We start from the raw sequence: 26,659 nt of genomic DNA on the forward strand, positions 1-26,659 counted from the left end.
GGGCCGAGACTACCCGGGACGCCGGTGTGTCGGTCGACACCTATTCGCCGTTGAGCCGCTCTTTCCGCTCCTTCTCCCGTAGCTTGGAGTGCTGCCCCGGGCAGCTCGGCGCCGTGCGCCTGGCCGATGAACCCTGTGGTGGAGATGGAGCGCGCCCGGTGACCGTGACCACTGACCTGCGACTGATCGAGCTTTCTGAGATCGATTCCGGACACGAGGCACAGCCGGCGCTGTTCCGCTCGCGGTCCGCCCCGATCCGCCGGACGCTGCTCGACATCCTGGACGCCACGGTGCGCGACCACGGCGACGCCCCCGCGATCGACGCCGGCGTGACCCCGCTGACCTACCGGGAGCTGGCCGACGAGGTCGAGGAGCTGCGCGAGACGCTGGCCGGGCACGGCGTCGGCGTCGGCGACCGGGTGGGTGTCCGGATCTCCTCCGGGTCGGCGGACCTCTACCTCGCGATCCTCGGTGTGCTGGCGGCCGGCGCGGCGTACGTGCCGGTGGACGCGGACGACCCCGAGGAACGCGCCGACCTGGTCTTCGCCGAGGCGGGCGTGTGCGCCGTCCTGGGTGACGGCTTGACCGTGTCGATGCGCCGTACCCCCGAGGGCCGTCCCGGACGGCCCGGACCGGCGGACGACGCCTGGATCATCTTCACCTCCGGCTCCACCGGCACCCCGAAGGGCGTGGCGGTCTCGCACGGCTCCGCGGCCGCGTTCGTGGACGCCGAGGCGCAGCTCTTCCTCACCGACGAGGGCACCGAGCCGCTCGGCCCGCAGGACCGCGTCCTGGCCGGCCTGTCGGTGGCCTTCGACGCGTCCTGCGAGGAGATGTGGCTGGCCTGGCGGCACGGCGCCTGCCTGGTGCCGGCCGCGCGCTCGCTGGTGCGCAGCGGCGTCGACCTGGGCCCGTGGCTGGCCGAGCAGCGGATCACCGTGGTGTCCACGGTGCCGACGCTCGCCGCGCTCTGGCCGGTCGAGGCGCTCGAGGACGTCCGCCTGCTGATCTTCGGTGGCGAGGCCTGCCCGCCGGAGCTGGGTGAGCGGCTGGCCGTCGAGGGCCGCGAGGTCTGGAACACCTACGGCCCGACCGAGGCGACGGTTGTCGCCTGCGCGGCGCGGCTGACCGGCGAGGGACCGGTGCGGATCGGTCTGCCGCTGGCCGGGTGGGAACTCGCCGTGGTGGGCCCGGACGGCGAGCCCGTCGCGATGGGCGAGACCGGCGAGCTGGTGATCGGCGGCGTCGGCCTGGCGCGGTACCTGGACGCCGCCAAGGACGCCGAGAAGTTCGCCGCGCTGCCGTCGCTCGGCTGGCAGCGGGCGTACCGCAGCGGGGACATCGTGCGCGCCGAGCCGGCCGGGCTGCTGTTCCTCGGCCGCGGCGACGAGCAGGTGAAACTCGGCGGGCGCCGGATCGAGCTGGGCGAGGTGGACGCCGCGCTGCAGGCGCTGCCCGGCGTGGCCGGCGCGGCCGCCGCGGTGAAGCGGACCGCCGCCGGCAACCAGCTGCTGGTGGGTTACCTGGTGCCGCACGACCCGATCACCGGCTTCGACGTGGCGGCCGCGACGCAGCGGATCCGCGAGCAGCTGCCGGCCGCGCTGGTGCCGCTGCTCGCCGTGGTGGACGCGCTGCCGACCCGGACGTCGGGAAAGGTGGACCGGGCGGCCCTGCCGTGGCCGCTGGTCCGCGCCGACGGGTCGGAGACCGAGCTGACGGCGGCGCAGGAGTGGCTGGCCGGCGGCTGGGAGGAGATCCTCGGTGTGCGGCCGGGTGACGCCGACGCCGACTTCTTCAGCAGCGGCGGCAGCAGCCTGAACGCCGCGCAGCTGGTGGCCTGGATCCGGCGGGCGCACCCGCAGGTGTCGGTCGCCGACGTCTACCAGAACCCCCGCCTGTCGCAGATGGTCGCGGTGATCGAGGCGCTGGACGCGGAGGCCACGGTCCGCCGCGACGTCCGGCCCACGCCCCGGCGGACCGGCCTGATCCAGGCGCTGCTGATGCTGCCGATGCTCGTGCTGGTCGGTCTCCGCTGGGTCGTCGTGCTCGCGGCGGCGAGCAACCTGCTCGCCTGGGCGCCGCACGTCTCCTGGTGGTGGGTGGCCGCCGGCTGGGCGGTGCTGTTCAGCCCGGCCGGGCGGATCGCGGTGGCGGCCGCCGGGGCGCGGCTGCTGCTGCGCGGCGTGCGGCCGGGCGACTACCCGCGCGGCGGCGGCGTGCACCTGCGGATCTGGGCGGCCGAGCGGCTCGCCGAGCTGACCGGCGCGAACGGCGTGGCCGGCGCGGGCTGGATGATCACGTACGCGAAGGCGCTCGGCGCGAAGATCGGCCGGGACGTCGACCTGCACTCCGCCCCACCGGTCACCGGTCTGCTGAAGCTGGGCCGGGGCGCGGCGGTCGAGCCGGAGGCCGACCTCTCCGGCTACTGGGTCGACGGCGATCTGGTCCGGGTCGGCATGGTGCGGATCGGCGCCGGCGCCCGGATCGGTTCGCGCAGCACGCTGATGCCCGGCGCGCGGGTCGGCAAGGGCGCGAAGATCGCGGCCGGCTCCACCGTGACCGGCGCGGTGCCGGCCGGCCGGCGCTGGGCCGGGTCACCGGCCGTCCCGGCCGTCACCAAGGACGCCGAGGGCTGGCCGTCGCAGCGCCCGGCCCGCTCGCCGCTGGGGCGGGGGTTCTGGGTGGCCGCCTACAGCGCGACCGCCCAGATGCTCGGCCTGGTGCCGGTCCTGGCCGCGCTGCCGGCGCTGGCCCTGCTCGGCGCGGCGGTCGTGGACGGCCCGGCGGTCGGCGCGGTGCTGCTCGCCGTGCCGGCGGCCGCGATCGCCTACGTCCTGGCCTACGCGACGCTCGTCCTGGTGGCGGTGCGGACGCTCGGCATCGGGATGACGGCAGGCTTCCACCCGGTCCAGGGACGGGTGGCCTGGCAGGTGTGGACCACCGAGCGGCTGATGGGGATGGCCCGGGTCGCGCTGTTCCCGATCTACTCCAGCCTGTTCACGCCGGTGTGGCTGCGGCTGCTCGGCGCGAAGGTGGGCCGCAACGTGGAGGCGTCCACGGTGCTGGCGCTCCCGGCCATGACGACGGTCGACGACGGGGCGTTCCTGGCCGACGACACCATGGTCGCCACCTACGAGCTCAGCCACGGCTGGCTGCGGGTCGCCCCGGCCCGGATCGGCAAGCAGGCGTTCCTGGGCAACTCCGGGATGGCGGCGCCGGGCCGGTCGGTGCCGAAGCGGGGCCTGGTCGGTGTGCTCTCGTCGGCGCCGCACAAGGCGAAGAAGGGCTCGTCGTGGCTGGGCGCCCCGCCGATGCCGCTGCGCCGCACTGTCGAGGCGGGCGACGCCAGCCGTACCTTCGAACCGCCGCTGCCGCTGAAGCTGGCCCGTGCCGCGATCGAGCTGTGCCGGATCGTCCCGGTGATGCTGTCCGGCGCGCTGGCCGTGCTGGTCCTCGCCGCGCTGGGGTGGATCTGGCAGGCCGCCGGCCTGTGGGCGGCCGCGCTCGCCGCCGGTCCGGTGCTGTTAGCGGCGGCGATCGTCGCCGGTCTGACCGCGACGGCCGCGAAGTGGCTGCTGATCGGCCGGTTCCGGGTCTCCGAGCGGGCGCTGTGGACGTCGTTCGTGTGGCGCAACGAGCTCGCCGACACGTTCGTCGAGGTGCTCGCCACGCCGTGGCTGTTCCGCTTCGCCACCGGCACGCCGCTGCTGACCATGTGGCTGCGGACGCTGGGCGCGCGCATCGGCCGGGGCGTCTGGCTGGAGACGCACTGGCTTCCGGAGTACGACCTGGTGCGGCTCGGCGCCGGCGCGACGGTGAACCGGGGGTGCGTGGTTCAGACCCACCTGTTCCATGATCGGATTATGAGCATGGATGAGGTGACACTCGGCGCGGGCGCCACGCTCGGCCCGCACGGGATCGTGCTGCCCGGCGCGAGCATCGGCGCGCGCACCACCGTCGGACCCGGCTCGCTCGTCACCCGTGGCGACGCCGTGCCGGACGACAGCCGGTGGCTCGGCAACCCGATCGCGACCTGGCCGTCGTCGGCTCCCCGGCGGCGATGACCCCGGCGCCTCTGCCCGTCGGCGCCTGGCCGGGCGCCGAGCAGTCGACCGATCCGTACCTGCCCGGGCACGGCAACGGCGGGTACCGGGTGCTGCACTACGACCTGGACCTCGATTACCGGGTGACGTCGAACCGGCTGGCCGGCAAGGCGGTCATCACGGCGCGGGCGGTCCAGCCGCTGTCCCGGTTCACCCTCGATCTGGGTCAGTTCCGGGTTCAGGACGTGAGGGTGGACGGGCGGCCGGCGAAGTTCACCCACCGTCCGGACAAGATCAGGATCAAGCCCGAGAAGCCCATCGGGTACGGCGCCACCTTCAAGATCGAGATCAGGTACGCCGGTCGTCCCGCTCCGATCTCCGGCCGCTGGGGTGACATCGGCTGGGACGAGCTGACCGACGGGGCGCTCGTCGCCAGCCAGCCGATCGGCGCGCCGTCCTGGTTCCCGTGCAACGACCGGCCCGGCGACAAGGCCACGTTCCTGGTGACGGTGACCGCCCCGTCCGCGTACACCGTGCTGGTCACCGGCGACCTGGTCGTCCAGCGCCGCGGCGCGGGCAGCACCACCTGGGTGTACGAGCGGGACGAGCCGACCGCCCCGTACCTGATGGGTGTCCAGGTCGGACGCTACGAGCTGGTCGAGCTGGCGGCGGGGCGGGTGGTCCAGCGGGCCGCGATCCCGCCACGGCTGCGCGGCACGTTCCGGCACGACTTCGGCCGGCACGGCGAGATCATGATCGCCCTGGAGCGGATGCTCGGCCCGTACCCGTTCCGGGAGTACGTCGTGGTGGTCGCCGACGACGACCTGGACGACCCGATCGAGGCGCAGGGCATGGCCGTCTTCGGGCGCAACCACCTCGACGGGCGGCGCACCCACGAGCGGCTGGCCGTGCACGAGCTCGCCCACCAGTGGTTCGGCAACAGCCTCACGGTCGCGGACTGGCGGCACATCTGGCTCAACGAGGGCTTCGCGACGTACGCGGAATGGCTGTGGTCCGCGGTCTCCGGCGGCCCGTCGGCGGCGGCGCACGCGGCCCGGTGGCACGCCTGGGCCGCCGCCCAGCCGGCCGTCGTCACCGTCGCCGACCCGGGCGTGGACCGGATGTTCGACCCGCTGGTCTACAAGCGCGGCGCGCTGACGCTGCACGCCCTGCGGTCCCGGATCGGCGAGGCGGCGTTCTTCGCGCTGCTGCGGTCGTGGGTCGCCGAGCACCGGCACCGGACGGTGACGACCGAGCAGTTCCGGGAGCACGCCGCGCGGTTCGCGCCGTACCCCCTGGACGGCCTGTTCGACGCCTGGCTGGACCGCCCGGAGCTCCCGGCGCTGCCCTGGACGCTCTGACCCCTTCCCGCCGCGATCTTGGCGACTTGCGGGCGGCCCGTGGGCGGGCGGCCCGTGGGCGCCGGATTCGCCAAGATCGCGCACAGGGCGGGTTCACTCGTCGAGGCGCAGCTCCGGGTGCCGGCCGGCGACCGTGCGCATCCGCCACTTGTGCGGGAAGAGCGCGAGCAGGGTGTCGTCGCGCACCCGGGTCATCACCTCGACGTTCGACTCGGTGCGCAGGATCTCCCGGCCGGCCGCGTCGGTCCGTGCCGCCACCTCGTACGGCAGGTGGTTGAGCTGCACCTTCACGCCGAACTCGGTCTCCAGGCGGTAGGTGGCGACCTCGAACTGCATCGGGCCGACCGCCGCGAGGACCGGGGACTGGTCGCCGCGCTGCTCCGAGCGCAGCACCTGGACGACGCCCTCGCCGTCGAGTTGCTCGATGCCGCGCCGGAACCGTTTGAACGCCGAGGTGTCGGACGTGCTCACCACCGCGAAGTGCTCCGGCGGGAAGGACGGCAGCGGCGGGTACTGCACCGGGTCCCCGGCGTACAGCGTGTCGCCGATCCCGAGCGCCGTCGCGTTCACCAGGCCGATCACATCACCCGGGTACGCCTCGTCGATCGTGTCCCGGCCCTGGCCGAAGATCTGCTGGGCGTATTTCGTGGTGAACGGCCGCCCGGTGCCGGCGTGCGTCACGATCATGCCGCGCTCGAAGCGGCCGGAGCAGACCCGGACGAACGCGACCTGGTCGCGATGGGTGCGGTTCATGTTCGCCTGCATCTTGAACACGAACCCGGAGAACGAGCTGTCCACCGGCCGGTCGGTCCCGGCGACGGTCGGCCGCGCCGACGGCGGCGGCGCCAGCTCCAGCAGCAGGTTCAGCAGCTGGCGCACGCCGAGGTTCGCGACCGCCGCGCCGAAGAGCACCGGCGTGCTCTTGGCCGCCAGGAACTCCTTCTCGTCGTAGTCGGCCTCGGTCATCGCGAGCAGCTCCAGCTCCTCGTTGGCGGTGACCCAGTCCGCGCCGTACCGCTCGGCCGCCTCCTCGGCGCTCATCTCCTCCTCGATGGCCAGGTCGGCGCCGCCGGGGGAGCGCTGCATCCGGGTGAAGACGCCGGTGCGGCGGTCGATCACGCCGTGGAACTGCCCGGCGATGCCGACCGGCCAGGTCAGCGGGGCCGGCTTCAGCCCGATCCGCTGCTCGATCTCGTCCATCAGGGCGAGCGCGTCGTGGCCCGGCCGGTCCCACTTGTTGATGAACGTCATCACCGGGATGCTGCGCTGCCGGCACACCTCGAACAGCTTCAGCGTCTGCGGCTCCAGGCCCTTCGCGGCGTCCAGCAGCATCACCGCGCTGTCGACAGCGGTCAGCACCCGGTACGTGTCCTCGGAGAAGTCGGCGTGCCCCGGCGTGTCCAGCAGGTTGATCACGGTGTCGCGGTACGAGAACTGCAGCGCCGCCGAGGTGATCGAGATGCCGCGCTGCTGCTCCATCGCCATCCAGTCGGAGACCACGCCCTTGCGGTCGCCCTTGCCGTGCACCGCCCCGGCCTGCCCGATGACGCGCGCGTGCAGCGCCAGCGCCTCGGTCATCGTCGACTTGCCGGCGTCCGGGTGCGAGATCACCGCGAACGTCCGCCTCCGGCCCGCCTGCACCGCGACACCGGACGACGCCAGCGCGTTCTGACTCACTGTTCTGCTCCCCACGACCACGACTCGACCTGCCGCAGGGTATCTCTCCGACCGGTGCTTTCCGGTGTCACCGGGCCATCCACGTGACAAGGTCGTCACCGAGGCGGGTTCTCCGGCGGGGCCGGCAGGGTCGGCGCGGGTGGCAGCGGTATGCCGGGGATCACCGGTGGGTCGGTGCTCTTGCCGTTGCTGACCTCGATGGTGACCACGCCGTTCTTCACGGTACGGCCGCTCGGGTCGGTGCCGGCCGCGGTGCCCTCCGGGCAGTTCGAGTCGACCTCCCGGCCGATGTCAACGGTGAAACCGGCCCGTTCCAGCCGGTCGCTGGCCCGGCCGAGCGTGTCGCATTCCACGTCGGGGATGGAGCGCCGCTCGCCGTACGCGATCTTCCGGCTCTCCGGGCGTTTGAACTGGACCCGCGGCTTGTCGTCCATGTAGTCGGCGAGTGTCCGGTAGACGGCCGGATTGACCTGCTCGTGCCGGAGCCGGTCCTTGTGGTTCTGATAGTCCGGGTTCACCAGGTAACCCGCCACCACCAGCGACGTGGTGCCGGCGACCAGGGACGCGGTCTTGTCCCGGTCGGTGGTGCCGGTCTTGCCGAAGACAGGATGGCCGACCACCCGCCGGGTGTCGCCGGCCGTGCTGCCGTCGCAGCTGCCGAGCCGCGCCGAGTCGCCGACCGGGCAGCGGGCCGCGTCCACGGCGGCGCGGGCCACGTCCACGTCGGTGGCGCGGATGCAGTGCGAGCGGCCGACGTCGAGTTTCGCGCCGTCCCGGGTGACGATTCCCTCGATCGGGGTGGGCGGGCAGTACATGCCGTCGGCGGCCAGGGTGGCGTACGCGTTCGCCATGTCCAGCGGGGTGGTGGCCGAGACGCCGAGGGTGAACGCGCCCCACTGGTGCGCGTTGCCGGGCTGGGCCAGGGTGGCGTCGTTCGCGGCCCGGAACTGGATGCCGAACCGCTTGGCGACGGCCACCACGTTCTCCGCGCCGACCCGTTCCTCGAGCGGCACGAAGTACGTGTTGATCGACTTGCCGAAGCCGGACCACATGTTGTAGACGCCCTCGCCGCCGCCACCGGAGTTGCTCGGGCACCAGAAGTGGGTGCCCTCGCAGGCCGCGTCGTTGCCGCTGTCGATGATGTACTTCGACTTGTAGCGCTTCTCCGCCTTGATCGTGTAGGCGAGGGGATAGTTCTTCTCCAGCGCCGCGACCAGCGTGAAGATCTTCATGACCGAACCGGCCTGGTAACCGGTGATGTCGCCGCCGCCGGTGAGCAGCGGATTCGTCGTGTTCGGGTACGAGCCGCGGAGGCCCCGGCTCGCCTTCCGCGGATCCGAGGAGATCTTGTTCTGCGGATCGGCCGGGTCGTCCAGCTTGTACTTGCGGTTCGCGGCGAGCAGCCGCACCTTGCCGGTGCCGGGCTGCACGGCGGCGAGCAGCAGCGCGTTCTTGTTCTTCTCCGAGATCAGGTCGGAGATCCGGGCGCGGGCCCGTTTCTGCGCGGTCACGTCCAGCGTCGTGGTGATCCGGTATCCGCCGCTCTTCAGGCGACGCTCCCGGTCGTACGCGGTGGGTCCGAATTCCTGCCGGTCCATCCACCACCGGTAGAAATAGTCGCAGAAGAAGCCCCAGTTGTTCTTCGCCACCGAGACGCAGCCGTTGCTGGCCGGCCGGACCTTCTTCGGGATCGGCGCCTTGATCGCCTCGTTCGCCTGGGCCGCGGTGATGGCGCCCATCTCCACCATGCCCGGGATGACGTAGTTGTTCCGGCGCTGCTTGATCTCCTGATACCCGTCGGAGGTCGTCGGGTCGTAACCGGAGGGTGCCCGCACGATGCCGGCGAGCATTGCGGCCTCGCCGATCGTGAGGTCCTTCGGCGACTTGTTGAAGTAGACCCGGCTGGCCGCGAAGACCCCGTAGGTCTGCTTCCCGAACGGCACGATGTTGAGGTAACGCTCGAGGATCTGGTCCTTGGAGAGCTGTTTCTCCAGCTCCAGCGCGTACTTCATCTCGGTGAGCTTGCGTTTCGGGGTGTCCTTGGTGGCCTCGACCACGTCGTTGGGGCTGGTCGCCGAGTACGCCAGCGACATCCGCACCCACTGCATGGTGATCGTCGAGGCGCCCTGTTTCTGGCCGCCCTGGTTGTTGTTGACCAGCGCGCGGGCCACGCCCTTGATGTCGACGCCGTTGTGCTTGTAGAACTCCCGGTCCTCGGCGGCCACGATCGCGTCGCGCAGGTGCTTCGAGATGTCCGTCAGCGGGACGTCGCTGCGGAACTCGTCGTAGAACTGGGTGATCGCGGTCTTGTTGTCGGACGCGTAGACGCGGGTGATCTGCGGCGACTTGAAGGCTTTGAGCTCGCTGGGCAGGCTCGCGAACGCCTCCTCACCGGCGCGCAGGGTGAGCCCGGACATCGCCGCGTAGGGGAACACGGCCGCGGCCACCACGACGCCGGCGACCAGGCCGCACACGAGCAGGACGAACGCGTTCACGACGAGGTTGTGATCCCGTCGCCGTATCCAGGAGCTCACATGCACCACCCACCTGTGCCCATCGACAACCGGTGACCATCAATGCGATCAGCGTCTATCACACCCCATGATGTCAATCCGGGGAAGCCTGCGAGGATTCAGGCGGAGGAACGATGAATCACTGGCCGTACTCGGAACTCGACGTCGCCGCGCTGCGAGCGGGCGGCCACCGGCCCGTACCGTTCCGGGAATTCGTCCTGAAGATCCATCAGCGCTGCAATCTCGCCTGCGACTACTGCTACATGTACGAGCACGCCGACCAGAGCTGGAAAGAGCGCCCCCGGACGATGTCCGACGAGGTCCGGGACGCGGCGTTCGCGCGGCTGGCCGCCCACGCGGGGCGGCACCGCCTCCCCGCCGTGCGCATCGTGCTGCACGGCGGTGAGCCGCTGCTCTACGGCACGGCCCGGCTCGCGGAGCTGGTCCGCGCCGCGCGGGCGGCCCTGCCGGCGAGCTGCCGGGTGGAGTTCGCGATGCAGACGAACGGCGTGCTGCTCGACGAGCCGGCGGTGGCCGTTCTGCGTGAGCACGGCATCACGGCGGGCGTCAGCGTGGACGGCACGGCCGCCGACCACGACCGGCATCGCCGCACCCCCGGCGGGCACGGCAGTTTCGCCGCCGTCGAACGCGCCCTGCGGCTGCTGCGCAGACCGGAGAACCGGCCGGTGTACGGGGGACTGCTCTGCACCGTGAACCCGGCCACCGACCCGATCGCCACCTACGCGCAGCTGCTTGCCTTCGACCCGCCGGCGATCGACCTGCTGCTGCCGCACGCGACCTGGGAACACCCGCCGTGGCGTCCCGGCGGCACGGCGACGCCCTACGCCGGCTGGCTGATCGCCGTCTTCGACAGGTGGTACGCCGCCCGCTCCCCGGTCCGGATCCGGCTCTTCGACGACGCGCTGAGCCTGGTGCTCGGTGGCGCCGCCCGCGGCGAGCAGCTGGGCCTGAGCCCGTCCGCGACGGTCGTGGTGGAGTCGGACGGCGCGATCGAGCAGACCGACGCGCTGAAGACCGCCTATCCCGGCGCCTGCGCCACCGGCCTGACCGTGCTGCGCGACGACTTCGACGAGGCGCTGGACCACCCCGGCATCGTGGCCCGCCAGATCGGCCGGGCCGCCCTCGGCGACGAGTGCCTCGGCTGTCCCGCGGTGGCGGTCTGCGGCGGTGGCCACTACGCCCACCGGTACCGGCCCGGTACCGGTTTCCGGTCGCCGTCGGTGCACTGCGCGGACCTGCGGGTGTTCGTCCGGCACGTCAGCGACCGGGTCGCCGCCGACCTGGCGCCGCTCACCGCTCGGCAGTGACGACGACCTTGGCGCGGGCGTGCTCGGTCTCCAGATAGCGGATCGCGTCGGCGGCGGCCGACAGCGGGAACGTCCGGTCGATCGCCACCGTGATCCGGCCGGTCTCGGCCATCTCGGCGAGAGCCGTCAGCGACTCCCGGCTGGTCGTCGCCGTCAGCACCGTGATCCGCTGCCGGGCGAACCGGGACGCCAGCTGGGCCCGGAGGATCAGGCGCATCGGCCCGAGAACGCTGCCGCCCTGGTAGACCCCGCCGCCGGAGAGCACCAGCGTCCCGCCGGGCGTCAGCAGCGCGCGGAGCGCGGCCAGCGACCGGTTGCCGACCAGGTCGAGAACGATGTCGTAACGCTCGCCGCCGGCGGTGAAGTCGGCCTGCCGGTAGTCGATCACAGCTGACGCGCCGAGCGACCGGACCAGCTCGGCGTTGCGGGCGCTGCACACCGCTGTCACCGTCGCGCCGGACGCCACCGCCAGCTGCACGGCGAAGGTGCCCACCCCGCCCGACGCCCCGTTGATCAGCACCCGGTGGCCGGGCCGCACGTCGCGCAACGCCTGCAGGGCGGTGACGCCGGCCAGGGGCAGGGCGGCCGCGGCCTCGGGCGGCACTCCCGCGGGCCGATGCGCCACCAGGTCCTGCGGGACCGCCACGAACTCGGCGAACGTCCCGTCGGCCGTCCCGGTGTCGCCGAACACCTCGTCGCCGGCCCGGAACCGGGTGACCGACGATCCGGCGGAGACGACCTGGCCGGCGAAGTCCCGGCCCCGGATCCGGGCGCGGGGCCGGGTGAGGCCCATGCTGAGCCGCGCCAGCCGGGGATCGCCGCGCAGGACGTGCCAGTCGTAGGCGTTGACCGATGCCGCGCGGACTCGCACCAGCACCTGGTCCGGGCCGGCGACGGGCATCGGAACATCGGCGAACGAGCATTCTCCGTACTTTTCCTGCACGAGCGCTTTCATCGAGCACCTCCAAGGTGTACGTCGTACACCCACTGTGAGGTGTACGACGTACACCTGTCAAGCGGGCTATCGTGCCACCGTGGTGAAAACGCTGCGCCTGAACCGGGACCGGGTGCTCCGCGCCGCGATCGAGCTCGCCGACGAGATCGGCCTGGAGCAGCTCAGCATGCGGCGGCTCGCGCAGGAGCTCGACGTGGTGCCGATGGCCCTCTACAAGCACGTGGCGAACAAGGACGAGCTGATCGACGGCATGCTCGACATGATCGTCACGGAGATCGACCCGCCCGGCCCCGGCGCCGAGTGGAAACCGGCCGTCCGGCAGCGCATCCTCTCGGCGCGCCGGGCGATGCTGCGGCACCGGTGGGCCTCACGAGCGATCGAAATGCGACAGGCTCCGACGCCGGCCATCCTCGCGTACCTGAACTCGGTGATCGGGATCCTCCGCGCCGGCGGCCTCTCCGCGAACCTCACCCACCACGTCATGCACGCGCTCGGCAGCCGCGTCCTCGGCTTCACCCAGGAGCTCTACACCCCCGGCGACGCCCGGGAAGCACCGGACATGACGCCTTTCCCGCACGTCCTGGAGATCGCCATGGCGGCGGCGCACGAGAACGACTCGATCGTCGGCGGCGGCTGCGACGACCAGTTCGAGTTCGAGTTCGCCCTCGACGTCCTGCTCGACGGATTCGAACGCCTCAAAGATCAGAATTGGACATCAACCCCGATCCGGTACGGCTGAAAAAGAGCACCGTGGCATCCGCGCGACCACCTGCGTGCACCCTGCCGCAGCGCGGCCGCCGGGACACGTCAGTGGTCATCGTCCCGGCCGTTCCGGGCGGCGTTTCCCTGCCGCAACGCAACGGGCATAGGGTGTCGCCGTGACCGGGACAGGCGACATGCGGTGGTTCGAGGCACTCCAGGCCGTGCTGGGCGACTCACACCTGTGGCAACCCGGCGACGTCGCCGGCCGGGTCGGCGCGGCGGTGTCCCCGCTGGGGCTGCGCACCACCATCTGGCTGATCGACTACGAGCAGGTGGCGCTGCGGGCCCTGCCGGAACCCGGCCGGGACACCCCGGAGCCGCTGCCGATCAGCGGCTCCCTGGCCGGGCGGGTGTTCACCCGGGTCAGCCCGCTGCGCGGCGACGGCTTCCGGTGGTGGGTGCCGATGGTGAACGGCACCGACCGGATCGGCGTCATGGAATTTGAAGCCGAGGACGATCAGGACGCGGACTTCGTGAGCAAGTGCGAGCTGCTCGCCGGCCTGATCGGGCACCTGATCACCACCGCCACGCCCCGCGGCGACCACCTCGACCTGGTGCGCCGTTCCCAGCCGATGTCCACCGCCTCCGAGCTGCTCTGGCGGATGCTGCCGCCGCTCACCGTGAGCTGCCCGCGTGCGGTGATCAGCGCGGTGCTGCAACCCTGCTACGAGGTGGGCGGGGACGGTTTCGACTACGCGCTGGACGGCGACACGGCGTACGTGGCGATCCTCGACGCCGTCGGCAAAGGGGTGACCGCCGGGGTGGCCTGCGCTGTCGCGCTCGCCGCGATCCGCGCGGCCCGCCGTGCCGGCGGCGGGCTCGCCGAGCAGGCCCGCGCCGCCGACGAGGCGCTCATCGAGCATTTCGCGGAGTTGCGCTTCGTCACCGCGGTCCTCGCCGAGCTGCGGCTCGACACCGGCCGGATCCGCTATCTCAACGCCGGCCACCCGGCGCCGCTGCTGCTGCGCTCCGGCCGGCTGGTCCGGGAGCTCGACGCCGGCCGGCGCCTGCCCCTCGGGCTGGCCGACCCGAGGGCGCAGCCCGGCGAGGAGGCGCTGGAACCGGACGACCGGCTGCTGCTCTACACCGACGGGGTGACCGAGGCTCGTACCCCGGAGGGCGAGTTCTTCGGCGTGGACCGCCTGGTGAACCTCGTCGAGCGCTCCGCGGCCACCCGCCTGCCCGCGCCGGAGACCCTGCGCCGGCTGTCCCACGCCGTTCTCGACCACCAGGGCGGCCCACCCGACGACGACGCCACCCTGCTGCTGGTGCAGTGGTCGGCCCAGGCCGCGCTCGACACCGTCCCCACCACGAAAGCCGATGATGACTGATCATTTCCTGACGGCGACCACCGAGGCGGTCACCGACGAAGTCACCGTGCTCATCGCCGTCGGCGAGATCGACCGGGACAGCACGAGGGTGCTCGCCGAGTCGGTGCGCGAGCACACCGGGCGGTGGATCGTCGCCGACCTGACCGGCGTGACGTTCTGCGATTCGAGCGGGCTGAACTACCTGGTCCAGCTGCACCACCAGCTGGCCGGCCGGGGCGGTTCGCTGGCGGTCGCCGGCGCCCGCGACTTCGTGCTGCGCACGCTGCGGGTGGCCAGCCTGGACCGCCTGTTCCCCCTGCACACCACGGTCGACGAGGCAGTGACCGCCCTATCCGCGTGTTGAGTTCAGGCGCGCTCCGCACCCGAAGTCCCCACGCGGTGGCGTTTCCGTTGGTGTGTGTTGAATTGGGGCGGTGACGGTGGAGCGCCGTGGGGTTTGCGTCATTCCGCAGGGCGTGGGGCGTCCGCGGGTTTCCGTGCAGCGCCGCGTTTACCGCGGATGCCGGCACGCTGGGTGACAACGGTTCGTGCTGACGGACGGTCCGGCCCCGGCTTCGGCTGGCCCTGCAGGCGGTGATGCCGCACCTCGGGAACATTGCCGCGACCGAGCGCACCGACGACCAGCTGGTCCGGCTGGTCCGGCTGGTCCGGCTGGTCCGGCTGGTCCGGCTGGTCGGCAGTGCTGTTCTCGGCTGGTGGATCGTGGAAGCGCGCGGTCCGGCTGGCGCTCGGTGCTGTCCCGCCGGGCCGGCGAGAACACCGACAGCCAGCCGGGCAACACGAGCTGGTCACCAGTGCTGCCGGAGGCCTGTTCCGAGAGCACTGCGCGCCAGCCCGCCCGCACCGCTCCACGATCGACAACCGGGCGGCGCCACCTCACGTCCCTACCGGACGACGGCTCCTCGATCAGCCAGCAAGGTCGGCACTGACGACCAGCCGGGTGTGGCGAGCTGGTGCTGAGTGCTGTTGAGCTGGCTGCCAGTGCTGGCGGTGTGTGTGTTGAATGGGGGCGCACTCCGCACCCGAAATCCCCACGCAGCGGCGTTTCCGTTGGCGTGTGTTGAGTTCGGGCGCGCTCCGCACCCGAAGTCAACACGCTGCCGGGGCCGGGTTCGTCAGGGCGTGCGCTGGGCGACGCAGAACTCGTTGCCGGCCGGGTCGTGCAGCACCACCCAGCTGTGCCCCCACTCGTCGTGGGTGGAGCGGTAGGTGGCGCCGAGCCGAACCAGGCGTTTCACCTCCGCGTCCCGGTCGTCGGCGGTCAGGTCGAGATGGCAGCGGTTCTTGGCCGTCTTCGGCTCGTCGACCCGCAGGAACATGAGCGTCGGCCCGGCCTGCCCGGCGCCGATGGTCGCGACGTGCGGGCCGGCGCCGTCGTCGACGGGCCGGCCCAGCGCTTCCGCCCAGAAACCGGCCAGTTCGGCGGCGTCCGAGCAGTCGAACGTGATGTGGGCGAGGTCGAGCATCAGTCCTCCAGGAGCTGAACGGGCCAGCAGATCTCGGTGCGATAGTGGTCCTCGGGCACCTCGCCCGGCCCGGCCAGGTAGTTCTCCCGGACCGGACCGCCGATGGTGAGCCCGCTGCCGGCCAGCCAGGCGCCGAGCGCCCGGTAACCGGCCGACATGTCGTGGTACGGCCCGACGAACTCGGCGACCGCGAACCGCCCGCCGGGCAACTCGTCGGTGCCACCCGCGGCGGGCAGGTAGGCGGTGACCGGCACGGCCTCGTCGTGGTACTCGGCCGGATAGAGCGCGCCCGGCGGCCCGGCGGCCTCCCCGGTCGCCGTCAGCCGGGCGAACGCCTCGTCCAGGAACCCGGCGAACTGGTCCTGGCGCACCGCCGCTGTCACGCTGAAGACCCGGACCGGCCCGATCGTCCGCTCGGTCACCGCCGCCGGGGTGACCGGCGCCGGCTCGGCGAGCAGGTCGTCGGTGGCCCGCAGGATCCGATCCAGCCGGTCCTGCTCGGCCAGCATCCGCTCCCGGTGCTCGGCCAGAACCCGCCGCGTCACCCGGGGATCGCGGGCGGCGAGCACCTCCCGGATCCGCGCGAGCGGCACGTCCAGGTCCCGCAGCTGCCGGATCACCGCGGCGTCCGCGAGCTGGGCGGCCCGGTACCCGCGGTAGCCGGTGCGCGGGTCCACCGAGGCCGGCTCCAGCAGACCCGACTCGTGATAGGCCCGCAGCGTGTTGGCCGAGATCAGCGACGCGCGGGAGAACGCGCTGATCGGCAGAAGACCGTTCACCCACCCAGTCTCGACCTTCACCCGGGGCGAAGGTCAACGCGGCCCGGTGCTCAGGCGCCCGGGGTGTGGCCGGGGGCGACGGCGGCCTGGACGACCAGCGCCGCCGCGCCGATGCTGGCGGCGTCGCGGGGCTGTGCGGAGAGTTCCACCAGGACCGGGTGGCGCTGGCGGGCGTGTGCGGTGCGTTCCAGGTGGGCGCGCAGCCGGCGGGCGTAGATCGAGCCGGCCAGGGCGGCGCCGGGTCCGGTGAGGACGACGCGGCCCAGGTCGAGCAGGTTGACCATGGAGGTGGCGGCGGCCGCGAGGTGCCCGGCGGCCCGGTCGAGCAGCGCGAACGCGTCGGCGTCACCGTTGACGGCGGCCCGCGCGATAGCGTCGTAGGCGCTCGACGTGGTGGCCCCGCCGGCGAAGGCGAGGCCGGAGTCGGCGACCACGGCGGCCATCGAGGCGTACCGTTCCACGCAGCCGCGGTTGCCGCACGGGCACGGCCGCCCGTCGTAATCGATCGACATGTGGCCGAGTTCGCCGGCGTCGAAGCTGGCGCCGCGGAACAGGGCGCCGCCGAAGACGAAGCCGGCGCCGATGCCGGTACCCAGATAGATGCACCCGAAGGCCTGCTCGCGGGAGACCCGGCGGCTCCAGAACTCACCGAGCGCGGCGGCCGCCGCGTCGTTCTCCACCATCACCGGCAGGCCGATCCGATCGGCCAGATCAGCGCGCATCGCCGCCGGCTCGTGCCGGGCCGAGGAATTGCCCGGGTACGGCGTAGGCGTCACGATCGCCAGCCCCTCGATGCGCCCACGGGGCAGGTCCAGCCCGGCCGTGAAGTCCTCGAACTGCCCGGCCAGCCGCTCGACCGGTGGCCGGGGCACGACCTCGCGCCCCACCACGCCGCCGGTCAGGTCCACCGCGACGCAGGTGAGCGTGTCCGGGCCGAGGTGGAATCCGATGCCGAACCGGTTCGCCGGTTTGATCGCGATGAGCTTGCGGGGTTTGCCACGCACCGAGTCGGCGGAGCCGATCTCATGGATGATGCCGTCGGTGATCAGCTCGCGGACGATGTTGGAGATCGAGGGCTGGGTGAGCCCGGTGAGGTCGGCGAGTTCGACGCGGGAGATCGCCGCCGCGGAGCGGATGACGTCGACGACGAGTGCCCGGCTGCCGGGGCCCGCAGCGGGCGCTTCACGACGTGCCATCGCGGTAGTGTCTCCGGGTCTCGAACGGACAGCGACACCCTACCTGGAGGGACGTGTGAGTGACCCGGAGGAACCGGTGAGTCAGGTGCCGCGGCGGGTCGGGCTGGTGCTGGCGCGGGCCGCGCAGGTGCTGGGCGAGGAGCCGTACTACCACGAGTTCCTCGAAGGCCTGGAGCGCGTGCTCACCCCGGCCGGGGTGTCGGTGCTGGTCCAGGTGGTCACCGACCGCGCCGCGGAGAACGCCACCTATGAGCGGTGGGCGGATCAGCGCCGGGTGGACGGGGTGATCCTTGTCGATCTCGGGATGGTGGACGACCGGGTGCCGCTGGTGACCGGTCTCGGTCTGCCGGCCGTGGTGATCGGGGACCCGTCGACGGCGCAGGGCCTGCCGACGGTGTGGACCGACGACGCCGGGTTCGCCACCGAGGCGGTCGGCTATCTGGCCGGGCTCGGGCATCGGGTGATCGGGCACGTGACGGGTCCGCCGCAGTTCGCGCACACGCAGCTGCGGCAGCGCGGGCTGGCGGCGGAGGTGGACGCCCGGGGGCTGACGCTGCTGGTGGCCGAGGGCGACTACTCGTTCGAGGGCGGCCGCGCGGCGACGTCCGAGCTGCTGGCGAAGGGTCCCACGGCGATCGTCTTCGACAACGACGTGATGGCGCTCGGTGGTCTGGCCGCAGCGTCCGAGCTGGACCGGAAGGTGCCGGCCGACCTCTCGATGGTGGCGTGGGACGACTCGGCGCAGTGCCAGCTGGCCGTGCCGGCCCTGTCGGCGATGAGCCACGACGTGGAGCGGATCGGGGAGCTGGCGGGCCGGGCGATGCTGGCGGCCATGGCGGGGGAGCCGGCCGCGGTCTACCAGGCCCCGCCGGCGCACATCGTGGTTCGGGACAGCACCCACCCCCTTCGGTGAGCCGGGATCCGGCAACGGCCGAACGTCATCCTCAGACTACATAAATTATTAATTTAACCTTGACGACATCGCTGCGACCCGACCATGCTGTGCCCTCATCGGGCGGTCATCGCATCCGCTCGGATAAATCCCTCACGAACGGACGAGCGACATGGCGGATAGAAGGACCTTCCTCTCACTCGGCGCGGCCGCCGTGCTGGCCGTGGTCACCGGGTGCACCGGCGGCGCGAACGAGGAGGAGGCGGCGGCCGATTTCTCCGGCGAGATCACCGGCGCGATCACGGTGCTGACCAACCGCACCGACCTGGCGACCACCGCCCTGCCGGCGTACGCCAAGAAGTTCCAGGAGAAGTACCCCGGCACCACCGTCACGTTCGAGCCGGTCACGAACTACGAGGGCGACGTCACCACTCAGCTCAGCTCCGGCGAGTACGGCGACGTGCTGCTCATCCCCAACACCGTCAAGGTCGACCAGCTCGGGCAGTTCTTCGAGCCGCTCGGCTCGCTCGACGAGCTGAAGGCGAAGTACCGGTTCGCCGACGAGAAGGCCTTCGGCGGCCAGGTCTACGGCCTCTCGCTGGGCGGCGTCGCGAACGGTTTCGTGGTCAACAAGCGGGTCTGGCAGCAGGCCGGGATCACCGCGCCGCCGAAGACGCCCGAGGACTTCCTCGCCGGCCTGGCGGCGATCGACGCCAAGACCGACGCGATCCCGTTCTACACCAACTACAAGGACGGCTGGCCGCTGAGCTTCTTCAACAGCCAGCGGGCGATCCTCGGCGACCCGGCCGCGAACGAGACGTTCCCGGCCGAACCCAGCCCGTGGCAGCCCGGCAAGATCCAGCACATCACCGACGGGCTGCTCTTCGACATCGTCAAGAGCAAGCTCAGCGAGCCGGACCCGCTCACCACCAACTGGGAGGGGAGCAAGCCGATGATCGGCACCGGCAAGGTCGCGGCCATGCTGCTCGGCTCCTGGGCGGTGCCGCAGATGAAGGACGCCGCGAAGGCCGCCGGCGCGAACCCCGACGACATCGTGTTCTGGCCGTTCCCCTACCAGACCGGCGGCACGTTCCACGCCCGGATCGAGGGCGACTACAAGGGCGCGGTCAGCAAGACCAGCGAGAACAAGGCGACCGCGAAGGCGTGGCTGGAGTGGTTCGTCAACGAGTCCGGGTTCGCCGCCGACCAGCAGTCCATCCCGACGCCGATCGGCCAGGAGCTGCCGGCCGTGCTCAAGGACTTCCAGAGCACCGGCGTCGAGCTGATGGAGCTGCCGGCCGCGGTCGGGAACGCCGGCAAGGAGGACGAGATCATCAAGGTCTCCGAGATCGACCTGGCCGGCAACATCTACCGCCAGAAGCTGATCGACATCGCCCGCGGCGCGGCCAAGGGCGACAAGGAGTCGTACTTCGCCGAGCTGAACAAGCGGTGGGGCGAGGCCCAGTCGCAGGTCATGAAGTGACGACGACGATGCAGCGACCGGCGGTGACAGCGCCGCCGGTGGCGCCCCGGAAAACCCGGCGATGGCTTCCCTGGCTCTACCTGGCTCCCGCGCTCGGCCTGCTGGTCGCCTTCACCTACGTGCCGGTCGGCAACATGGTGTACTACAGCTTCACCTCGTGGGACGGCCTGGACGCCACGATGGAGCCGGTCGGCCTGGACAACTACGTGCGGGTCTTCACCGACGAGCGGTACTGGCGGGTCTTCCTGATCAGCGGGTACTACTTCGTGGCGTCGTTCGCGCAGATCGCCATCGCGCTGTACTTCGCGGTGATCCTGTCGTTCAACACCCGGTTCCGGAACCTGTTCAAGGGCATCCTGTTCTTCCCGTACCTGCTCAACGGGGTCGCCGTCGGGTTCGTGTTCCTCTACCTGTTCCAGCCGGGCGGCACCCTGGACACGGTGCTGGGCTGGGCCGGGCTCGGCGAGCACACGCGGTACTGGCTGGGCGACCCGGACATCGCCAACATCTCCCTCGCGGGCACGTCGGTGTGGCGGTTCACCGGCCTCAGCTTCGTGCTGTTCCTCGGCGCGATCCAGTCGATCCCGGGCGAGATCTACGAGGCCGCGGAGATCGACGGCGCCGGCGACTGGCACAAGTTCCGGCACATCATCATGCCCGGCATCCGGCGGATCATCAGCCTCTCGTTCATCCTGGCGATCTCCGGGAGCCTGGCGGTCTTCGAGATCCCGTTCATCATGACCGGCGGCGCGAACGGCACCCGCACGTTCGTGGTGCAGGCCTACGAGACCGCGTTCCAGTTCCGCCAGATCGGGCTGGCGTCGGCGATGGCCGTGGTGCTGCTGCTCGTCGTCCTGCTCATCACCTGGATCCAGCGGCGTCTCGTTCCGGACGAGGAGGTCACCCTGTCATGAGAAAAGCGGCCAAGTACGCCTCCCTGATCCTCGCCTCGATCGTCGTCCTGCTGCCCCTGACGGTCGTCCTCTTCGCCGCTTTCAAAACGCACGCCGAGTACACCGCGACCGGACCGCTGACACCCCCGCGGAGCTGGGTCAACTTCGACAATTTCGCCACGGCCTGGACCGAGGGGCGGATGCTGCTCGGCTTCTGGAACACCACTGTCATCCTGGCGATCTCGCTGACCGGCACGATCCTGATCGGCACGCTCGCGGCCTACGCGGTGAGCCGTTTCGATTTCCCGCTGAAGCGGCTGGTCCTCGGCCTCTTCCTGGTCGCCGCGCTGGTCCCCGGCGTCACCACCCAGGTCGCGACGTATCAGATCGTCAAGTCGATGGGCCTGGTCAACACGCCGGGCTCGGCGATCGTGCTGTTCCTCGGCACCGACATCATCTCCATCTACATCTTCATCCAGTTCATGCAGTCGATCCCGCCGAGCCTCGACCAGGCCGCGATGATCGACGGCGCGACCCGATTCACCATTTACCGGCGGATCATCCTGCCGCTGATGAAACCGGCGATCGCCACCGTCGCGATCATCAAGGGAATCGCCATCTACAACGAGTTCTACATTCCCTTCCTCTACCTGCGCTCGCCCGATCTGAGCGTCATCTCCACGGCGCTGTTCCGCTTCAAGGGACCGTACGGAGCGCAGTGGGAGACCATCGCTGCCTGCACCATGATCGTCATCTTGCCCACTGTCGTGTTCTTCCTGTTGCTGCAGCGCTTCATCTACAACGGCATCACCGCGGGAGCGACGAAGTGATTTCTCTTTCCGATCTGTCCGGCGCATGGCGGCTGCGGGACGCCGGCGGCGACGTCGTCCCGGCGATCGTCCCGGGTTGCGTGCACACCGATCTGCTGGCCGCCGGCCGCATTCCGGACCCCTTTCTCGACGACAACGAGAACGCGGTGGCCTGGGTCGGCCGCGCCGACTGGACCTACGAACGTGAGATCGAGTGGACCGGTCCCGAGCACGACCGCGTCGACCTGGTCTTCGAGGGCCTCGACACTGTCGCTCACATCGAACTCGGCGACGAGGTCATCGGCGAGACGCGCAACATGCACCGCGCTTACCGCTTCGACGTGACATCCAGAATCACCACCACAACCCCATTGCGGGTACGGTTCACGTCCGCTTACACCGAGGCGGAACGGGTGCGAAGCATCGTCGGTCCGCGGCCGAACGCCTATCCCGAGCCCTTTCCGTTCATCCGGAAAATGGCGTCCAGCTTCGGCTGGGACTGGGGGCCGACACTGGTCACCGCGGGTATCTGGCGGCCGGTCCGGCTGGAGGGCTGGAGTGTCGCCCGGATCGCCACGGTGCGTCCACTCTGCACGTACTCGGGTGATCGGGGAAAGCTGGACCTGACCGCCGAGATCGAGCGCACCCGGGATCGCGCGCTCCGCGCGCGGGTCCTGATCGACGGCCGCGAGCTGACCGTGCTGGATCTCCCGGCGGGCCGGACGCGGGTCCGCGCCGAGATCGACGTGCCCGGCGTGACGCCGTGGAACCCGCGGGGACACGGCGAGGCCGCACGGCACGAGCTGACAGTGGTGCTGCTCGACGGCGAGACCGAGATTGATCGGTGGGAACGGCGCACCGGATTCCGCACCGTGCAGATCGACCGGTCACCGGATGCGGCAGGCACCCGATTCGTCATCCACATCAACGGCGAACCGGTTCTCGCCAAAGGCGTCAACTGGATCCCGGACGACATCTTCCCGTCCCGGATGACCCCGGATCGCTACGCGTCGCGTCTCCGGCAGGCCGCCGACGCCGGGGTCAATCTGATCCGGGTCTGGGGCGGTGGCATCTACGAGGACCGCGCTTTCTACGAGGTCTGCGACGAACTCGGGCTGATGGTGTGGCAGGACTTCCCGTTCGCCTGCGCCTGTTATCCGGAGGAGGAGCCGATCCGCTCCGAAGTGATCGCCGAGGCCCGGGAGAACGTCACCCGGCTGTCACCGCATCCGAGCCTGATCACCTGGAACGGCAACAACGAGAATCTGTGGCTGCGCGGCGTCTCCGGCTGGACCGAACAGCCCGGCGGGGATCTGAGCTGGGGCGACGGCTATTACCTCGACGTGCTGCCGTCCATTCTCGCCGAGCTGGACCCGTCCCGGCCCTATCAGGCGGGAAGTCCCTGGTCAGGGTCGTGGGAGCACGAGCCGAACGATCCCGATCACCAGACCTTCCACTCCTGGGAGGTGTGGAACCGGCAGGACTACACGCACTATCGCGACTCGGCGCCGCGATTCGTCGCGGAATTCGGATGGCAGGCGCCGCCGGCCTGGCGGACCCTGCGCGACGCCGTCTCCGACGAGCCACTGCTGCCGGATTCGCCGGGTGTCCTGCACCACCAGAAAGCCGAGGACGGCAACGGCAAACTCGCCCGCGGTCTCGCTGCCCATTTCCCGGCCGCGATGTCCGGCGCGCTCGGGATCGAGGCCTGGCATTACCTGACCCAGCTGAACCAGGTGCGCGCGGTGCGGACCGGAATCGAGCACTGGCTCTCGCACTGGCCGCACACCGCAGGCACGATCGTGTGGCAGCTCAACGATCTGTGGCCGGTCACGTCGTGGGCGGCGATCGACGGCGCGGGCCGGCTGAAACCGCTCTACCACGCGCTGCGGGAAATGTACGCGCCCCGGACGCTGACCATTCAGCCGCGCGGCGTGGCGGTTCTCAACGATTCCCCGTCGGCGTGGAGCGGCGACCTGCGCATCGAGTTCCGGGCTGCCGACGGTTCAGTGCTGGAGTCCGTTTCTCATCAGATCTCGGTGGCCGCCCGCCAGGTCGGCGTCGTCGATGTGCCGGTGACCGGCGCGGCCGTCGTGGTGGCCACCCTGGGCGAGGCGCGCGCGCTCTGGTTCGACACCGACGGCGGGTACGGCGATCCCGGGCTCACCGTCACCGCGGAGCAGGTGCCCGGTGGCCTCGACGTGCGGCTGCACGCCGCCGGGATCGCCCGTGACGTGCTGCTGCAACCGGACCGGATCCACCCCGGCGCCGTCGTCGACAGGGGATTCCTCACCCTGCTGCCCGGCGAGTCCACGGTGCTGCACGTCCGTGCCCCGATCGAACTCGACCCGCTCGCGGTCAAGGACCCCTGGGTCCTCACCGATCTGGCGAGCGTTCTGACCCCGTACCCGTAAGGAGGTCCTTGTTGTGAGAATCCCCCTGGCGGTGGGCGCCGCGTTGCTGCTCGGCGCCACCGTCCTCCCCGTCCCCGCGACAGCCTTCCCCGCCACCGGCAAGTCGACAGTCCTCAGCTATCTGCGGTCGATCACCGGGACCGCCATCGTCTCCGGTCAGCACAACAAGGAGCCGGCCAGCTCGCCCGGCCAGTACACCCAGCAGGTGCACGACGTCACCGGTCAGTGGCCGGGCCTGTGGGGCGGCGACATGATGTTCCGCGCCGAGGACGTGAACAACCGGCAGCGCGTCGTCGACCAGGCCAAACGGGAGTGGGCGAACGGCTCGCTCGTCGCGCTCACCTGGCACGCCTGCTCGCCGACCGCCGGGCGGACCTGCGAGTTCGAGGGCGGCGTGAAGACCCGGGTCACGGACGCCCAGTTCCAGCAGATCATCACCGGCGGGACCGCGCTGAACCAGACGTGGCGGGCCCGGATGGCCGAGGTCGTGCCGTACCTGCGGCAGCTGCGTGACGCCGGGGTGCCGGTGCTGTGGCGGCCGTTCCACGAGATGAACGAGACGTGGAACTGGTGGGGCGGCCGGCCCGGCGCGGCGACGCTCTTCCGGCAGATGCGGGACTATTTCGACAGCCAGGGCCTGACCAACCTGATCTGGGTGTGGAACGTGCAGGACAACCCGGCCGGTGGCTGGTCCGCGTACTATCCGGGCGCCTCGTACGTGGATGTGGTGTCGCTCGACGCGTGGTACAAGAATCACCCGTCCGCCGCCGATTACCAGCAGATCCAGTCGATCGCCGCGGGCAAGCCGATCGCGATCGCCGAGATGGGTAAGGTGCCGGACGCGGCGCTGCTGGCGGCGCAGCCGCGGTGGTCGTACTTCATGGTCTGGTCGGAGCAGCTGCGCGGCAACAACACGAACGCGGAGATCCAGGCCGCGTACTTCCATCCGCGGGTGCTGAACCAGGGCGAGATCCGCTTCTAGTCGTGTGAACGGGCGGCAACCGATGCGGTTGCCGCCCGTTTCGCCGAGCGATCGACTGTCTTCTGTGAAAGGTGGAGATCAGTCCAGCATGTCGTCGAACTCGCCCTTCTTGGCGCCGTCCAGGAAGGCCTCGAACTCCTGCTTCGTGTAAAGAATGACCTCGCCGTCGGGAAAGCGCGAATTGCGCACGGCGATGAGGTTGTCGGTCTTGGCGACCTGAACGCAATTGCCGCCACCGCTCCGGGTGGCGATGCGCCACGCGAGCTCATTGCGGTCGAAATTCAAGTGGCTCATGATGATTTTCCCTGGTTTAAGAAAGTGCGCGGATTCGTTCGTCGATCATGCTCAGTGACCGCTCGGAGTCGAGGGCGAGTTCCGCGAGTCCGGCGAAGGTGCGCTTGATGCGCTCGGTCTCGCTCGGCTCGTCCTCGAAGATCTGACCCAGTTGCCCCTCGGTGTAGACCACGGTGGGCAGGACTTTCTCGTCGAACGTCAGGATCGAGAAGGACCCGTCGAGGCCGGGGTTGGTGCCCGCCGAGAACGGCAGGACCTGGATACTCACGTTGGGCACCGCAGCCATGTCCTTGATGTGGTGCAATTGCTCCCGCATGATGTCGCGGTTCCCGATGATCCGGTGCAGGGCCGTCTCGTCGATGATGGCATTGAACCGCAACGGATTCTCGCCGACGAGGATCTGCTGGCGCTTGATCCGGGATTCCGCGGTCTGCGCGAGTTGGTCGGCGGAGAAATACGCCCGGAGAAGGGTGATCACGTCTTCGGCGTAACCCTTCGTCTGGAGCAGGCCCGGAATGAGCAGAGCCTCGAAATTGTCGATCGAGACGGCGGCGCTCTCCAGGTCGAGATAGGTCGCCGTGGGTGACTCCAGGTTGTACCGCTGCCACCAGCCCGGCTGTGAGGCCTCCTTGGCCATCTGGACCAGCCGCTCCGTGGTGGAAGCGTCAAGCCCGTAGTAGCTGCAGAGCGCGCGGACGTGCGGTGGCCCGGAGCGCTTGGAGGTGCGGGACGCGTTCTCCAGCCGGCTGATCGTGGCGGCCGGCAGGCCCACGTCCTTCGCCACCTGGGCGGCGGTGAGGTTCCTGGCCTCGCGGTAGCCCCGGAGAAGCGCACCGAGCTCTCGGTTGCGCAACGTCGGGCTGCTCCGCCGGACCACGAGACACCTCCCTGTACCCCAGCCTTGATTCTATGTCAAGAAACTCGTTGGCAAGACGGGCCGTGGGAAAACATAGTGTGTCAACGTGTGGTTTGGCAATTGCCAACTAGGCGTGTCGCCGCGCAAACTATCGGTAGGGCCGACAGGTCCCGAAACAGGACGAGCACTCCCGGTTGCAGCCAGGAGTGCCCGTTATCCCACTGTCCCCCAAACCGGTCACACGGAAAGAAAGGACGAGTCGTGGAAAGTGTAGTCCTCATGCTGTCCGCGCAACAGCCGCCTGGTCACGATGCCTCAAACGTTATGATCGTCGGCGCGGCAATCCTGATCATTCTCGCTCTGCGGCTGATCGCGCGTTCTCTGCAGCCGGTCCTCGAAGTGATCAAATCCGCCGCAGCGATGGGGCTCGCGGTGATTCTGGCAGTCGGCGCGCTCGCGCTCGTGGTGATGTCACTGGTCGCCTGACGAACCGAGGCGGCATCGTCAACGGTGACAATGCCGCCGATCAGGCGGGCAGTTCCGCAGCGGTGACAATGCCGCCGATCGGGCGGGCAGTTCCGCGGCGGTGACGATGCCGCCGATCGGGCGGGCGGTTCCGCGGCGG

General features: G+C 70.5%; 21 protein-coding genes. 13 read left to right on the forward strand and 8 right to left on the reverse strand.

Features of this window, described 5'->3' with window-relative positions; genetic code table 11:
- Window positions 1-164 precede the first annotated feature (164 nt).
- Both AB0F72_RS08140 and AB0F72_RS08145 read left to right on the forward strand, forming a co-directional pair.
- Window positions 165-4,064 (forward strand): Pls/PosA family non-ribosomal peptide synthetase, encoded by a 3,900-nt coding sequence (locus AB0F72_RS08140; RefSeq protein WP_360428366.1) that lies wholly within the window; start codon window positions 165-167, stop codon window positions 4,062-4,064.
- Window positions 4,061-5,404 carry a M1 family metallopeptidase gene (locus AB0F72_RS08145; protein ID WP_360428368.1) on the forward strand — a complete coding sequence of 448 codons (1,344 nt, stop codon included), beginning with the start codon at window positions 4,061-4,063 and terminating at the stop codon, window positions 5,402-5,404. The genes AB0F72_RS08140 and AB0F72_RS08145 overlap by 4 nt, the downstream gene beginning before the upstream one ends.
- Window positions 5,405-5,497: 93 nt before the next feature.
- Here AB0F72_RS08145 and AB0F72_RS08150 read toward each other — a convergent pair whose 3' ends face one another.
- Window positions 5,498-7,081 (reverse strand): peptide chain release factor 3, encoded by a 1,584-nt coding sequence (locus tag AB0F72_RS08150; protein WP_360427127.1) that lies wholly within the window; start codon window positions 7,079-7,081, stop codon window positions 5,498-5,500.
- A gap of 95 nt (window positions 7,082-7,176) precedes the next feature.
- The gene (locus tag AB0F72_RS08155; RefSeq protein WP_360427130.1) at window positions 7,177-9,615 is read right to left on the reverse strand and encodes a transglycosylase domain-containing protein; all 2,439 of its coding nucleotides are present in this window, start codon (window positions 9,613-9,615) and stop codon (window positions 7,177-7,179) included.
- Window positions 9,616-9,728: 113 nt separating this feature from the next.
- Between AB0F72_RS08155 and AB0F72_RS08160 the strand changes: the two genes are divergently transcribed.
- Window positions 9,729-10,922 (forward strand): FxsB family cyclophane-forming radical SAM/SPASM peptide maturase, encoded by a 1,194-nt coding sequence (locus AB0F72_RS08160; protein ID WP_360427133.1) that lies wholly within the window; start codon window positions 9,729-9,731, stop codon window positions 10,920-10,922.
- On the opposite strand, the gene AB0F72_RS08165 is transcribed toward AB0F72_RS08160, so the two are convergent.
- Window positions 10,906-11,877 (reverse strand): NAD(P)-dependent alcohol dehydrogenase, encoded by a 972-nt coding sequence (locus AB0F72_RS08165; RefSeq protein WP_360427136.1) that lies wholly within the window; start codon window positions 11,875-11,877, stop codon window positions 10,906-10,908. The genes AB0F72_RS08160 and AB0F72_RS08165 overlap by 17 nt on opposite strands.
- Before the next feature lie 79 nt (window positions 11,878-11,956).
- On the opposite strand from AB0F72_RS08165, the gene AB0F72_RS08170 reads away from it, so the two are divergent.
- The 3 genes from AB0F72_RS08170 to AB0F72_RS08180 all read left to right on the forward strand — a co-directional run bounded on the left by AB0F72_RS08170 (window position 11,957) and on the right by AB0F72_RS08180 (window position 14,313).
- Complete coding sequence (locus tag AB0F72_RS08170; protein ID WP_360427140.1) at window positions 11,957-12,616, forward strand: TetR/AcrR family transcriptional regulator C-terminal domain-containing protein; 660 nt, start codon at window positions 11,957-11,959, stop codon at window positions 12,614-12,616.
- A gap of 139 nt (window positions 12,617-12,755) precedes the next feature.
- The gene (locus AB0F72_RS08175) at window positions 12,756-13,970 is read left to right on the forward strand and encodes a PP2C family protein-serine/threonine phosphatase (protein ID WP_360427143.1); all 1,215 of its coding nucleotides are present in this window, start codon (window positions 12,756-12,758) and stop codon (window positions 13,968-13,970) included.
- On the forward strand, window positions 13,960-14,313 hold the full coding sequence (locus tag AB0F72_RS08180; protein ID WP_360427145.1) for an STAS domain-containing protein: 354 nt from the start codon (window positions 13,960-13,962) through the stop codon (window positions 14,311-14,313). The genes AB0F72_RS08175 and AB0F72_RS08180 overlap by 11 nt, the downstream gene beginning before the upstream one ends.
- A gap of 772 nt (window positions 14,314-15,085) precedes the next feature.
- Here AB0F72_RS08180 and AB0F72_RS08185 read toward each other — a convergent pair.
- From AB0F72_RS08185 to AB0F72_RS08195, 3 genes are read right to left on the reverse strand one after another with little or no spacing between them, the layout of a single operon-like run.
- A complete protein-coding gene (locus AB0F72_RS08185) occupies window positions 15,086-15,436 on the reverse strand; it encodes a VOC family protein (RefSeq protein ID WP_360427148.1) in 351 nt (116 codons plus the stop codon).
- Complete coding sequence (locus AB0F72_RS08190) at window positions 15,436-16,215, reverse strand: MerR family transcriptional regulator (RefSeq protein ID WP_360427151.1); 780 nt, start codon at window positions 16,213-16,215, stop codon at window positions 15,436-15,438. Before AB0F72_RS08190 ends, AB0F72_RS08185 begins: the two co-directional genes overlap by 1 nt.
- A gap of 50 nt (window positions 16,216-16,265) precedes the next feature.
- Window positions 16,266-17,411, reverse strand: coding sequence for an ROK family transcriptional regulator (locus AB0F72_RS08195; protein WP_360427154.1), 1,146 nt, complete (start codon window positions 17,409-17,411; stop codon window positions 16,266-16,268).
- A gap of 55 nt (window positions 17,412-17,466) precedes the next feature.
- On the opposite strand from AB0F72_RS08195, the gene AB0F72_RS08200 reads away from it, so the two are divergent.
- The 6 genes from AB0F72_RS08200 to AB0F72_RS08225 all read left to right on the forward strand — a co-directional run bounded on the left by AB0F72_RS08200 (window position 17,467) and on the right by AB0F72_RS08225 (window position 24,884).
- Window positions 17,467-18,324: a substrate-binding domain-containing protein gene (locus AB0F72_RS08200; protein ID WP_360427157.1), complete on the forward strand. Its 858-nt coding sequence runs from the start codon at window positions 17,467-17,469 to the stop codon at window positions 18,322-18,324.
- Window positions 18,325-18,475: 151 nt separating this feature from the next.
- The gene (locus AB0F72_RS08205; protein WP_360427160.1) at window positions 18,476-19,786 is read left to right on the forward strand and encodes an ABC transporter substrate-binding protein; all 1,311 of its coding nucleotides are present in this window, start codon (window positions 18,476-18,478) and stop codon (window positions 19,784-19,786) included.
- Complete coding sequence (locus AB0F72_RS08210; protein ID WP_360427164.1) at window positions 19,783-20,700, forward strand: sugar ABC transporter permease; 918 nt, start codon at window positions 19,783-19,785, stop codon at window positions 20,698-20,700. Before AB0F72_RS08205 ends, AB0F72_RS08210 begins: the two co-directional genes overlap by 4 nt.
- Window positions 20,697-21,509 (forward strand): carbohydrate ABC transporter permease, encoded by an 813-nt coding sequence (locus tag AB0F72_RS08215; RefSeq protein WP_360427167.1) that lies wholly within the window; start codon window positions 20,697-20,699, stop codon window positions 21,507-21,509. The genes AB0F72_RS08210 and AB0F72_RS08215 overlap by 4 nt, the downstream gene beginning before the upstream one ends.
- Window positions 21,506-23,902, forward strand: a complete 2,397-nt coding sequence (locus AB0F72_RS08220; protein WP_360427170.1) for a glycoside hydrolase family 2 protein — start codon at window positions 21,506-21,508, stop codon at window positions 23,900-23,902. Before AB0F72_RS08215 ends, AB0F72_RS08220 begins: the two co-directional genes overlap by 4 nt.
- Before the next feature lie 13 nt (window positions 23,903-23,915).
- Window positions 23,916-24,884, forward strand: coding sequence for a glycosyl hydrolase (locus tag AB0F72_RS08225; RefSeq protein ID WP_360427173.1), 969 nt, complete (start codon window positions 23,916-23,918; stop codon window positions 24,882-24,884).
- 78 nt (window positions 24,885-24,962) lie between these two features.
- Here the strand turns inward: AB0F72_RS08225 and AB0F72_RS08230 are convergent, their stop codons facing one another.
- Both AB0F72_RS08230 and AB0F72_RS08235 read right to left on the reverse strand, forming a co-directional pair.
- Window positions 24,963-25,178: a DUF397 domain-containing protein gene (locus AB0F72_RS08230; protein WP_360427176.1), complete on the reverse strand. Its 216-nt coding sequence runs from the start codon at window positions 25,176-25,178 to the stop codon at window positions 24,963-24,965.
- A gap of 16 nt (window positions 25,179-25,194) precedes the next feature.
- Window positions 25,195-26,031, reverse strand: coding sequence for a helix-turn-helix transcriptional regulator (locus AB0F72_RS08235; RefSeq protein WP_360427179.1), 837 nt, complete (start codon window positions 26,029-26,031; stop codon window positions 25,195-25,197).
- Between the two features lie 264 nt (window positions 26,032-26,295).
- Here AB0F72_RS08235 and AB0F72_RS08240 point away from each other — a divergent pair, with 264 nt between their 5' ends.
- A complete protein-coding gene (locus AB0F72_RS08240; protein WP_360427182.1) occupies window positions 26,296-26,520 on the forward strand; it encodes a hypothetical protein in 225 nt (74 codons plus the stop codon).
- The last annotated feature ends 139 nt before the right edge of the window (window positions 26,521-26,659 follow it).

The sequence above is a fragment of the Actinoplanes sp. NPDC023936 genome, assembly GCF_040639325.1.
Classification (GTDB): Bacteria; Actinomycetota; Actinomycetes; order Mycobacteriales; family Micromonosporaceae; genus Actinoplanes.

What these genes read in the sequence shown, in the direction of transcription:
- AB0F72_RS08145 (WP_360428368.1), top strand. Translation starts at nt 4,061, where the DNA reads ATGACCCCGGCGCCTCTGCCCGTCGGCGCCTGGCCGGGCGCCGAGCAG.
- AB0F72_RS08195 (WP_360427154.1), bottom strand. Translation starts at nt 17,411, where the DNA reads ATGGCACGTCGTGAAGCGCCCGCTGCGGGCCCCGGCAGCCGGGCACTC.
- AB0F72_RS08205 (WP_360427160.1), top strand. Translation starts at nt 18,476, where the DNA reads ATGGCGGATAGAAGGACCTTCCTCTCACTCGGCGCGGCCGCCGTGCTG.
- AB0F72_RS08230 (WP_360427176.1), bottom strand. Translation starts at nt 25,178, where the DNA reads ATGAGCCACTTGAATTTCGACCGCAATGAGCTCGCGTGGCGCATCGCC.
- AB0F72_RS08160 (WP_360427133.1), top strand. Translation starts at nt 9,729, where the DNA reads ATGAATCACTGGCCGTACTCGGAACTCGACGTCGCCGCGCTGCGAGCG.
- AB0F72_RS08165 (WP_360427136.1), bottom strand. Translation starts at nt 11,877, where the DNA reads ATGAAAGCGCTCGTGCAGGAAAAGTACGGAGAATGCTCGTTCGCCGAT.
- AB0F72_RS08215 (WP_360427167.1), top strand. Translation starts at nt 20,697, where the DNA reads ATGAGAAAAGCGGCCAAGTACGCCTCCCTGATCCTCGCCTCGATCGTC.
- AB0F72_RS08185 (WP_360427148.1), bottom strand. Translation starts at nt 15,436, where the DNA reads ATGCTCGACCTCGCCCACATCACGTTCGACTGCTCGGACGCCGCCGAA.
- AB0F72_RS08180 (WP_360427145.1), top strand. Translation starts at nt 13,960, where the DNA reads ATGATGACTGATCATTTCCTGACGGCGACCACCGAGGCGGTCACCGAC.